The sequence below is a fragment of the Calothrix sp. PCC 7507 genome, assembly GCF_000316575.1.
GTDB lineage: Bacteria > Cyanobacteriota > Cyanobacteriia > Cyanobacteriales > Nostocaceae > Fortiea.
The window spans coordinates 6,640,623-6,652,397 of sequence record NC_019682.1 but is presented as its reverse complement, the minus strand read 5'-3'; the positions used below and the strand labels follow the sequence as shown (position 1 = coordinate 6,652,397).

Below are 11,775 nucleotides of genomic sequence, written 5' to 3'. Positions count from 1 at the left end.
ATGGTATGGTTTCTAAAAAACTTTTCGGTTTACTAGGGAAACTCCAAAAAATAAATTCTCCAATTTTTTATTGCTGCAACCATCGGTTAACCAAAGCAGAACTAGCGACACTGCTGCTTGGCGCTCGAATATCCATAAATTTATGCAGTATTCTTACTCAGCACATAGAGCTTACACAATATAGACAAAAAAATATGTGCTGCAAACCACAATTGCATGATACACTAACAATTAGTTTCTCTAATATTAAGTATTGCAAACTAACTGTTTGCGCTGGCGCTAAATCGGCAAATTGATTTATCAAGCAAAAAAAAATTTGGAATCTTTTTGTCGAGAGTCCAAACCTTTTTCTCACCCTGGTTATTGGGCAGCTTTCACCTATTACGGGTTAAATCAGACTAATTACTTTTCGCTGTCCAGCATCTGCATCTGGTGTTGATCGTAACGGCTACCAGCGATCGCATCTTGAGGAATTACCTCTTCGATGCGAGTCAAGTCTGCTGGGGAGAGGTTCACACTCACAGCCGCCAGAGATTCGGCAAGTTGAGTCTGCTTGCGTGCGCCGATGACTGGTACAATATTTTTGCTTTTAGCGAGTACCCAAGCGATCGCTAACTGTGAAGGACGAACTCCTTTCTCTTGTGCAATTTGCTTTAACTCTTCCACAAGGCGCTGATTCTGAGCCAGATTGTCTCCACTAAAGCGTGGTAAGTTGGCACGGAAATCACCCTGAGTAGATGGAATAGAACCACTCAATAGCCCTCGTGAAAGCACACCATAAGCAGTTACGCCAATGCCAAGTTCTTGCAGAACGGGAAATATCTCGGTTTCAGGACTACGGCTAATCAGAGAGTATTCGATTTGTAAATCACTGATAGGGTGGACAGCGTGGGCGCGACGGATGGTATCTACGCCCACCTCCGATAGCCCGATGTATCGGACATAGCCAGCTTTAATTAAATCAGCGATCGCCCCAATAGTATCCTCAATGGGAACCTGCGGATCTAAGCGTGCAGGGCGGTAAATATCAATATGATCTACTCCCAGGCGGTTAAGACTATAAGCAACAAAGTTCTTCACCGCTGCTGGACGCCCATCAAAACCAGTCCATCCGCCATCAGGACTACGCAAAGCACCAAACTTCACCGAGAGCAAAGCTTTATCTCGGCGGTCTTTGAGCGCATGGCCAATCAGTATCTCATTGTGCCCACTGCCATAGAAATCACCAGTATCTAACAGTGTGACACCGGTTTCGAGGGCTGCATGAATGGTCGCAATACTTTCATTGTCGTCTGTCGCACCATACATACCCGACATGCCCATACATCCCAGAGCCAGCGGAAAAACAGAGGGGCCTATGGAGCCGAGTTGGCGAGGCTCAATTCTATTTTCTGTGGTCATGATTCTCTTGCCAAGGGTTATGTATTTACCCTAGGAGATTTAGTTTTTTATTGCAATCAGGCACTGAGATAAAAAACTCCATCCTCTGGTGGATGGAGTTTTTGGGTATGGGGGATGGGGAATAAGTTACCTGTTTAGCCTATGCCTAATCGCGACTATCCCGCTCCACTCAACTATGGTGTACACACAAGTCAGATCCGGGTTTACTATACTCAGTACTGAGTGCTGAGTCCTGAGTGCTGAGTAAATTAACGGGTACTCAGTACTTTTGCACTTGGTAAATGCCCCACCCGATGTTAAGCGGAATCTTTTAATACAGGAGTTGGTTGATACCCCACCCCTCTCCTGTCGGAGACGCGCAAGGGACGTGGGTGGTCTTTTTAACTCAGCACTCAGCACTCGGAACTCAGCACTCTTCATTAATTACGCCGTTTGAGGAGTTTCAGGGGATGTTTCTGCTGCAACATTTTTTATGCGACTGGTTGAGCTTCTGCGGATGCGTTCACTTTTGCGAACACCACCCGCCATCTCATATTCACGGCTGTCTTTGCCATATTTAAACGCAACTCCAATCAGCATTTTGTCGGTGAGATCACCTAAAGTTTTTTCTAATTCTTGAATCTCGGTTTTAGAAGAGTCAATCACAGTGAGAGCAGTATTATAAGCATTAATCTTGCTGCGTAATTGCCCAATTATTTGGGTGAGAGTTTCTAAGTTGCGATTATCTCCAAAATCCATACTGGAATCAATTGCTTTTAAGCCAGAGGCTCTTAATTCAGCTTTTTCGAGAATGCGGGGTGTGCGTTTTTGACGAGGCATAAATGTACTCCTCTAACAGGTTTCTAGAGCTAGTTTGTCCTCTGGAAACTGCATTTCGGTTCAGCAAAATTAGCAAATAATTGTATTTTTTTTGACAAGATTTTCAGCAAATTTAGGTGCGTTTTTAAAGATTTTCAGCAAATTTACCCCCTAGCTTCAATAACCAATTTCTATAGGGAGGCTCCACCTTTTATTTTTATGGCTTGACGGTGATAGTAATTTATATAACATAGTAGTGAATTAGTATCAGTAAGGGTCTTGCGTGAAAATAGCGCAGCGATGCACTGAGCCTGTCGTATCCCTCTAGGGAAGCAAGCTACGCGCAACCTCTCATAGAGAAATGTCGAAACTCGGTTTACTGGTACTTTATAGCGGTTCTCAGTTGGATGCAATACAAAATTATATCGTCGCGTGTAGGGTCACGGCACTGCCCATGCGTGTCAACTTAGAGCCAGGGCGAATAGAATTCGCGGCTATACAAACCAAGTCCGCGGAGGCGGAATAACGCAAAATTAAGGGTTTATAACCCACCTCCGTGGGTTTTGCCTAGGCTGTTGACTTTGATGAAATTTACTTGTTTTTGGTTCATGCTATTTTTGTGCGCGTGTAAAATCTCTCTTCTGTCATTGCGAGCGGAGCGAAGCAATGACTACACAAATTTTGCATGAATTTTTACCACCTAAAAAGGCACAGAGTCAACACCCTAGTAGTCTGTCAGGGTTGAAATGAGGGACTGTAGTGTGAGCGTCTCGCTCACGCGGGCTTTTCGGCCCGCACTACCAAAAACCCCTCAAAACAAAATTGACAAACCACTAGGTTTTGCCTGTGTAGACGCGGTTTCTAACCGCCGATTTCACTTAAGAGCAAAATCGTCAAATGACCTTGTCGTTAGATCAATATATCTCGTCGTAAGGACAGCAACTCCTGTCGTAAGGACAGCAACTCTTGTCGTAAGGACAGCAACTCTTGTCGTAAGGACAGCAACTCTTGTCGTAAGGACAGCAACTCTTGTCGTAAGGACAGCAACTTCATTCTTAACGCACCAAAAATCTTGGTTCTGATCGTGCGTTATTTTTCATGTTGTCATGTCGCCACTTTGAATTTCTCTGAGTTTGGCTAAGAGGATGTTTGAAAAGTCCAAGAAAGTATAATTTTGTCATTCTGACTGGAACGAAGTGGCTTCCCGTTCGTGGTGGCGTCTCCGCAGGAGAAGGGTAGAATCTAGGGTTTGGGGCACATACCCAGATGTTTCATTCCGCTACGCTGCATTCAAAAAGCATTGAACAAGCAATTAACCTTTATCGAGTGACTGAAGAATTGGAAGTCGTGGTTAGAACTTTGCTTGCTGCATTGATGAATTAACGACTTAATACAGCGGTTATCATTTGGATGCAATACACAATAGGACACGGCAGTGCTGTGCCCCTACAGGTGTACACGCTTATTGGGAAACGCTATACTGAAACCCCAGTTTACTCAATAAACTGGGGTTCTGTTAGGGGTTAAATTCAGTCATCAGTCATCAGATTTAAGACTTGATTACCTCTGCTGTCTTCACTTTATCCAACTTGAGAACCAACACACCCAAAGGTGGTAGACACAAATCCAGCGAATAGGGACGATTGTGCAACGACCATTGATCTGTCCACTTACCGCCTAAGTTGCCCATATTGCTACCGCCATATTTGCGGGCATCGCTATTGAACAATTCTGTATAAAAACCTTCCTCTGGTACACCGATGCGATAATGTGAATGGGGTTGGGGTGTGAAGTTACAAACGACGATCGCAAAATCATCAGAATAGCGATCGCGGCGAATAAACGAAACCACACTGTGGCGATTGTCGCTACAATCAATCCACTCAAACCCTTCCTGAGCAAAGTCCTGTGTATACAAAGTAGGCTCGGAGCGGTAGAGATGGTTTAAATCCTGGAAAAACTGCTTTAACTGTTGGTGTGGTTCATACTGGAATAGATGCCATTCCAAATCAGCCCAGACATTCCACTCACTCCACTGACCAAATTCCATGCTCATAAACATGGTTTTCTTGCCTGGGTGAGCAAACATATAAGAAAACAAACAACGCACATTAGCTAACTTCTGCCATCTATCCCCCGGCATTTTGCCGATGATATTACTCTTACCATGCACCACCTCATCGTGGGACAGAGCCAGCATGAAGTTCTCACTGTGGTTGTACCACATGCTAAAAGTGATGTTGTTTTGGTGAAACTGGCGGAACCAGGGGTCCATGCTGAAGTAGTCCAGCATATCGTGCATCCAGCCCATATTCCACTTCAAGTTAAAGCCCAAGCCGCCTGTGTAGGTAGGCCAAGAAACCATCGGCCAGGAAGTGGATTCCTCCGCAATGGAGAGCGCGCCAGGAAAATAGCTAAAAATCAGAGAATTTACTTGACGTAAGAAGTCCGCAGCATCTAGGTTTTCTCTACCACCGTACTGATTGGGTAGCCATTCCCCTTCTTTACGACAATAGTCGTTGTAGATCATTGAGGCTACAGCGTCAACGCGAATTCCATCAATGTGGTACTTGTCAAACCAGAACAGCGCATTTGCTACTAAGAAATTACGCACTTCATGGCGGGAATAGTTGAATACTAAAGTCCCCCATTCCTTGTGTTCACCTTTGCGGGGATCAGCATGTTCATACAAGTGACTACCATCAAAGAAAGCTAAACCATGTCCATCTTTGGGGAAGTGTCCAGGAACCCAATCCACAATCACGCCGATATCATTTTTGTGACATTGGTCAACAAAATACATGAAATCCTCGGCGGTACCAAAACGGGAGGTGGGAGCATAGTAACCAGTAACTTGATAACCCCAAGAGCCATCAAAGGGATGCTCTGCAATGGGCAACAGTTCCAAATGGGTATAACCTAATTCTTTGACGTAGGGAATTAGTCTTTCTGCCAATTCCCGGTAGGTGAGGAAGCGTGCGCCTGGATTCAGTTCAGAAACCGTAACTACGGCCTCAGTTTCACCATTGGGTAATTTAGCAGGTTCGTCACTAGATGCGTGTAACCAAGAGCCTAAATGTACTTCATAAACTGACACTGGTTGGGTGAGGGGGTCAGTGTGACGGCGCTTTTCTAACCAGTCTTCATCACTCCATTTGTAGGTATTTAAATCAGTAACAATTGATGCTGTTTTGGGGCGGGGTTCCTGCTGAAAACCAAAAGGATCGGATTTTTCGTAAATGTGTCCTTCAAAATTTTTTATTTCATATTTGTAATGCTCTCCCACGCCCACTTCGGGGATGAACAATTCCCAAACGCCGGTGGCACCTTTACGCATTTGGTGTTGTCGCCCATCCCAGTTGTTAAAGTCTCCTAGTAAGGAAACATTGCGGGCGTTGGGTGCCCAAACAGCAAAATAAACACCCTTTACACCATCTACGTCTGTGGGGTGCGCTCCCAATTTCTCGTAAAGTCGGTGATGATTGCCTTCACCAAACAAATGTAAGTCAAAGTCAGTCAGGTTGGGAGAACGGAAGGCGTAGGGATCGTAAGTGACGCGCTCGTGTTCGCCTTCTTTAATCCGTAACTGATAATTTGTCAGTTCTGCTGTTTCAATAATGCATTCAAAAAAGTTGGGATGATGCACTGTTTCCATCGCATATTCTTTCCGTTCTTGAGGAAGAACTACCCAAGCTGCACTGGCGTTTGGTAGGTAAGCTCTCACAGCCCATACTTTTTTGCCATTCAGTTCTACAAGATGAGAACCCAGTACTTCAAAGGGATCTTGATGTTGATTCCAGACGATACGGTTAACCAGTTCAGGAGCGATCGTGGTCATGGACATTGAAGCTACCTACGTGAAATAAAGTGATTGATTAAATTTACTTTTCTAAACCAATTTGCTAGTTTGGTCATTTGTCAAGGGTCAAGAAGGCAATAGGCAAGAATTTACTCCCCCCTGCTCCCTGCTAGTCCCCAGTCCCCAGTCCCCATTACCAGCCCTCATGCTTAAACTTGCGTAACTGACGTTGTTTTTATATTTAAACCTTGTCGATTTTGAAACCTGGAGTAGTGCGGGCATCTTGCCCGCTACTACCATTCGGGAGCAAGATGCTCCCACTACTTTGGAAAACTATGGTTCTCAAAATAGATGTGGTTTATATATATTCTTTACATTTATTTGCAATTTTGTCGTCACCGTTATCGTACATCAGAATGGCTCACTCTTCAGGAGCGATGGGCAGGGGACAGACTTCGACTACGCTCAGTCCAAGGGGAGCAGGGGGCAGGGGCAGGGGGCAGGGGGATAAAGGAGAATAATTAATAAGCCTTGACTCCCCACTCCTGACTCCCCACTCCTGACTCCTAACTCCCCACTCCTAATTCCCCACTTCTGACTCCCCACTCCCGACTAATCCTTCAAAAATTCAAAAACGGAAACAGCTGTAGAAAGGTCTTACGTAACCGGATCAGGTAAACAGTTTGTCGCAAGTTGGAATTCAACTGTGGTGGAGGGCTGGTTTGTAATTGCTCTTGCAGTTGGGCGTATTCTGCTGCGGTTAGAGGTTTGCCATCAATAGGCGATCGCGCTTCTAGAATTATCTCTGTCCGCAATATCTCTTCTGGTATATCTTCTGGTGGTGGTAATGCATTTACAGTAGTTCCCCAGTCGCTACATAATCCCACTAGCGTCACAAGACTGAGGCTGAAAACAGCAAGCAATATAGGCTTTCTTTTGATTACTCTCCCCATCTCAAGCTAATCCTGGTGGTAGTGTTTCGTCACACAGTTGATGGATTTGCACAATGCGTTCAAATAGCCAAGGATAACCCTGACGGTACTGAGGAATTAGTGCTAGTGGGCTGAGTAAGGCAGCTGCGGCAATATCTGCCACACTTAGCTGATTACCTACCAAATAATCACTCTTTTGCCACCGGATAGATAATACTTCCAAGGCTGTAACTAGTCTATTTGTAGCTAATTTTACACTAGCTTCATTAATTTTATATTGTTTGCGTACCACTGCGATCACTGCCTGACTAGCTAATGATGGGTTAATTTGTTTACCTTCACCAGCACGATACTGATAGTAGACAAATCGCGTTGCTGTGCCGATGCTTTCATCTAGCCAATCTTCAAGCATCCAGGCGGTGGTTTGCTGTTCATGATCAGGTAAAAATAGCGTCGGTTGTGGTTGGTAGTTTTCGAGAAATTTGAAAATTTGTGTTGAGTCAGCGATCGCTTCTGGCTGTCCAGCAATTTGTGGCAGCAAAACTGGTACTGTTGTCAAACCAGTCAGAGGCTTCACTTTGAAAATATGTAAGCCAGGAGTCAGATTTTCGACCTGATATTTAATTTTCTTATATCCCAAAGCCAGACGGGCTTTGCGACAATAGTGGGATGTACTAAATTGCAGTAGCAACATAACTTTTGAAACGCCCTATGAAAAGCAGGGGAGCAGGCTTTGCCGTGAGCGTCAGCCGAACGGGAGCGGGGAGCAGGGGTGCTTTCGCCCACAATTCTACTTCGTTTGTACCTTTTCCCCTGCCCCTGATCAAATACTGAATTTTTATCTAGGGGTTGTTAGTCAAGTGCGATACACCTTTAGCGGAGCCAGAATTCAGGAGAATTAAAGCCTCGAATTTGCTCAGGGTTAAATATTTTGGCTCCTGGCTCCTGTAAATTGGGTGTATTGGATTCGTCTGAGAATTGCTATAGCAATTTACCCATGAAGGCGTAAACTACTGGAATCAGCATTGCTCAGGCTTAAAAAAAGCTATTTTAATTTACCAAAACGAGAAGGACACTTGGTGGCGGTGCTAACCATCCTCACCAGTGTCCTTTATGATTACTCTGCCCTACTTTCGTTACGTTTAAGCCATCTCTTGGCTTTCATCCCTCGACATGATTTCACTAGGACTTTCGCTCCTGTTTAATCAGGTTTTAAGGGTGTAAATCAGGAGCGCTGCCATAACCTGTTTAGTCCGTAATTGAGACTATCTAAGGTTTTTTAGTGGGAGTAGCAGCGGGGCTAGCAGATGTAGCAGGTGTAGGTGCAGTAGTAGCAGCAGGAGACCCAGCATCAGTTGGCTCACCTGTAGCGGCAGGACTGCTGGTTGCGCCGCCAGTACCACCAGGTTCACCGCCACCTTCACAGGCTCCTAGAAGTGTAGCCATACTTAAAATCACAGCCAAACCAAAGATTCTTGTTTTCATAACTCCTCTTTCACCAATTGTGGCAAGAACAACATTTCGCCTGAAGAATACGATACCTTATTTGTTGCTTTTTTTTAAATGCTTTCAAATTACATACTTAAACATAATGCTTACCAGTATTTTTTGTCGGCGTAGGATATCATGTAGCCTCCCTTAACCGTGAATATAACCAAAAATTATTGTTGTTTGCTGAATCTTGCCGCTTGCTACTCTGTATTGTCATACTTTTAGATGCCATGCTAGGGGTTGAAAAAGAGGCAAGGGAGAAGAACCAATTGCCTGTTTCATTTCACGCAGTTCCTCTTCAGGTGAGGTCTGAATCATCAACAAAAACAAATAAATAACCTAAAATACAGTTTTTCCTATCTAAAAAAAGCTATGGCTGTTGCTCGCAAATCAGCTGTTTCTGCGAAGGGTACTTGGTTCCGGCGAGATTCTACCTTATCTCTGGATAAAGGACGCTCAACGCGTCTCATGTCAGCGACCCAAAGAGCATCTACACTGTCTACAGAACCATCACCAGTACCCTCTAAAAGACAACGGCGTTCCTCAAAAAATTTATCTATTTCTGCCACAAATCAGGCTAGCATGTCCACCTCTGTTTCCAGTGTCAAAGAGCAGTCAAGTGCAGCATCGAAGAGTCCGAAGTTGGGATTTCTCAATTTACCTATGATGCCTAGTTCGGGAGCAGCACCAATGTGGTTGCTGCGTTTCTACACCTTACATCGTTATTCTTCGGTGACAGCGTTTGTGTTGGTGGCAATAACGTTAGTAGTTTATGGTTGGACTGTATATTCCCAAGAACTGTGGGGTCAGGGATACCGCCGAGTGCAAAATTTACAACGTCAAGAGCGACAGTTAACCACAACTAACGCGGCGCTCAAGCACAAAATGGCTGAGGATGCAGAACAACCAACAGCAGGTCTAGAATCGCCAACTCCCGCGAAGACGATTTTCTTATCACCTGCGGACCGTAATTCTAACTCGGTATCCCCTAGTACAACACCAAAGTCTGAAGTCCAGGAACCAATCTCTCCAAGACTGGGATATTAGGGACTGGGGCAATAGGCAATAGGTAATAGGCAATAGGTTATTTTGCTGCCCCCTGCCCCCTGCCCCCTCCACTACCCAAGCTATGACAACTGATATTAGGAAGTGGTAATGCAGAAGTCGGCAAGAAAATTCAAAAATTCTCGACATTCAGAATTGATTAAGCAACGGAAGGGTGACAAGCGAGGGCTAGCGGAAACACCGGATGTGAATAGTCAAGACCAAATACTGAATATTAAAGCTAGGCTATTTATTGTTTGGGGGGTATTAATGGCTGCGGGATTGGGGTTGGCGGTCAATTTATATCAGCTGCAAATTGTCCGGGGGCCAAAGTTAAAGGAGAGGGCACGAAATCAGCAAATGGTAAATTTGCGCCCTTTTAGACCTCGTCGCCCAGTGCTGGATCGAAATAATAATGTATTGGCAGTTGACCGCCCTGTGTATACTGTCTACGCCCATCCCAAGCTGTTTGAAAATTCAAATGAGGATATGGCGCGGCGACTTGCGCCAATTTTGAACCAAGACTCAGCTGAGTTGCTGAAAACGTTTCAAAGTAGAAAAACTGGTATTACACTGACTGCTGCGCTACCAGAAGAAATAGCCGATCGCCTAATTTCGTTGCATTTAAATGGCTTAGAATTTATTCAAAAATATGCGCGTTTTTATCCGCAAGATGATTTAGTTGCTGATGTGGTGGGCTATGTGAATCTTGACCGTCGTGGTCAGGCTGGTGTGGAATATAGCCAAGAGAAGTGGCTAGAACGTGTTGGACAAAAGGTGAAGTTAAGTCGATCTGGTAATGGGGCATTCATGTCGGCTAATGCGCCAGAAGGGTTTTTATCTTTTGATGACTTGCAACTGCAATTAACTATCGATAGCCGCCTGCAACGGGTTGCCCGTTCTGCATTGAAGCAACAAATGCAAAAGTTTGATGCCCATCGTGGGGCGGTAATTGTGATGGATGCGGCGGATGGCTCGATACTGGCGCTGGTTTCTCAACCTACTTATAATCCGAATGAATACTCGAAAGCTAAAATCGAACTGTTTAAAAACTGGACGGTAGCTGATTTGTATGAACCGGGATCAACCTTCAAGCCGTTAAATGTGGCGATCGCTCTAGAAAATGGTGTCATCAAACCAGATGATGTTTTTAATGACCCTGGTTTTATTCAAGTAGGCGATCGCACTATCAAAAATGCTGAAAAAAATCGTTATGGACAGATCAGCATCGCTCAAATTCTGCAACACTCTAGCAATATTGGTATGGTACAAATCATCCAACGATTGCGGCCTAATATCTACTACAACTGGTTAGAACGCCTGGGAATAGGACAAACCGTCGATACAGATTTACCTTTTGAAGTCAGTAGTCGCCTCAAAAGTCAAGAAGAATTTATTTCCTCGCCAATTGAACCAGCAACTACCTCCTTTGGTCAAGGTTTTTCTCTCACACCTCTACAACTGGTGCAAATGCATGGTGCCTTAGCCAATGGTGGCAAATTGGTTACACCTCATGTTGTCCGAGGATTGATCGATAGCAAAGGGCAGATGCATCATTCACCCAAATACCCCGCGCCACGTCAAATTTTCTCTACCGCTACAACTCAACGGGTTGTAGAAATGATGGAAACCGTTGTTTCGGAAGGTACTGGCAAGGTGGCACAAATCCCCGGCTATCGCATCGCTGGTAAAACCGGGACAGCACAAAAAGCTAGCAGCACAGGTGGTTACAAAGTTGGTGCTAGAATCACCAGCTTCGTGGGGATTTTACCTGTGGAATCCCCACGCTATGTTGTTTTGGCATTGGTGGATGAACCAAAAGGAGAAAATGCTTATGGTTCTACTGTCGCTGCACCAATTGTGAAAACTGTTATGGAAGCATTGATTCCCATTGAACAAATTCCACCCAGTCAACCAGTAAATCTAGCACCAGAAACACCTAAGCCTTAAGATTTGTCATTTGTCATTTGTCAGACTTTATACCAATTATGTATGAAGATGCACATAATAATACCCCCCTGTAGTCCCAGGGCTGTTTCATTCCCTAAAAGGCTCTGATTTACAAGCGTTTCAAGCAAAAAAGTCAGGTGACTAAAAAATCTGATTGGGCAAGAAAATCGCGTTAGCACTGAAATTTACTCGTTGAGGTGGTAGCTTTTCGATGACCAAATCAAGCAAATTTCTGACTCATACTCTTGACAAAACATCTAAGTTATCGAATGAAACAGCCCTGCCTGTAGTCCCCCCTTGCCAAGGCAGGACGGCGATAGCCGGGGGGTGAATTATATGCAGCTTCACAAAAAAACGGTA

At 44.6% G+C, this 11,775-nt stretch carries 9 protein-coding genes; 2 read left to right on the top strand and 7 right to left on the bottom strand.

Annotated features, from left to right (window positions below; all coding sequences use genetic code 11):
* Positions 1-402: 402 nt before the first annotated feature.
* The 7 genes from CAL7507_RS28515 to CAL7507_RS28490 all read right to left on the bottom strand — a co-directional run bounded on the left by CAL7507_RS28515 (position 403) and on the right by CAL7507_RS28490 (position 8,415).
* Positions 403-1,401 (bottom strand): aldo/keto reductase, encoded by a 999-nt coding sequence (locus CAL7507_RS28515; RefSeq protein WP_015131961.1) that lies wholly within the window; start codon positions 1,399-1,401, stop codon positions 403-405.
* Positions 1,402-1,824: 423 nt separating this feature from the next.
* Entirely contained in the window at positions 1,825-2,220 is a 396-nt protein-coding gene (locus CAL7507_RS28510; protein WP_015131960.1) for a hypothetical protein, read from the bottom strand.
* Positions 2,221-3,108: 888 nt separating this feature from the next.
* Positions 3,109-3,252, bottom strand: a complete 144-nt coding sequence (locus CAL7507_RS32545) for a hypothetical protein (RefSeq protein ID WP_160166373.1) — start codon at positions 3,250-3,252, stop codon at positions 3,109-3,111.
* Positions 3,253-3,748: 496 nt separating this feature from the next.
* Positions 3,749-6,043 carry a 1,4-alpha-glucan branching enzyme gene (gene glgB, locus CAL7507_RS28505; protein ID WP_015131959.1) on the bottom strand — a complete coding sequence of 765 codons (2,295 nt, stop codon included), beginning with the start codon at positions 6,041-6,043 and terminating at the stop codon, positions 3,749-3,751.
* Positions 6,044-6,618: 575 nt separating this feature from the next.
* Positions 6,619-6,951, bottom strand: a complete 333-nt coding sequence (locus tag CAL7507_RS28500) for a hypothetical protein (RefSeq protein WP_015131958.1) — start codon at positions 6,949-6,951, stop codon at positions 6,619-6,621.
* A 1-nt stretch (position 6,952) separates the two neighbouring features.
* Positions 6,953-7,624: a glutathione S-transferase family protein gene (locus tag CAL7507_RS28495; RefSeq protein ID WP_015131957.1), complete on the bottom strand. Its 672-nt coding sequence runs from the start codon at positions 7,622-7,624 to the stop codon at positions 6,953-6,955.
* Between the two features lie 575 nt (positions 7,625-8,199).
* Positions 8,200-8,415, bottom strand: a complete 216-nt coding sequence (locus tag CAL7507_RS28490; protein WP_015131956.1) for a hypothetical protein — start codon at positions 8,413-8,415, stop codon at positions 8,200-8,202.
* Positions 8,416-8,793: 378 nt separating this feature from the next.
* On the opposite strand from CAL7507_RS28490, the gene CAL7507_RS28485 reads away from it, so the two are divergent.
* Both CAL7507_RS28485 and CAL7507_RS28480 read left to right on the top strand, forming a co-directional pair.
* Positions 8,794-9,468, top strand: a complete 675-nt coding sequence (locus CAL7507_RS28485; RefSeq protein WP_015131954.1) for a hypothetical protein — start codon at positions 8,794-8,796, stop codon at positions 9,466-9,468.
* 108 nt (positions 9,469-9,576) lie between these two features.
* The gene (locus CAL7507_RS28480; RefSeq protein WP_015131953.1) at positions 9,577-11,415 is read left to right on the top strand and encodes a penicillin-binding protein 2; all 1,839 of its coding nucleotides are present in this window, start codon (positions 9,577-9,579) and stop codon (positions 11,413-11,415) included.
* The last annotated feature ends 360 nt before the right edge of the window (positions 11,416-11,775 follow it).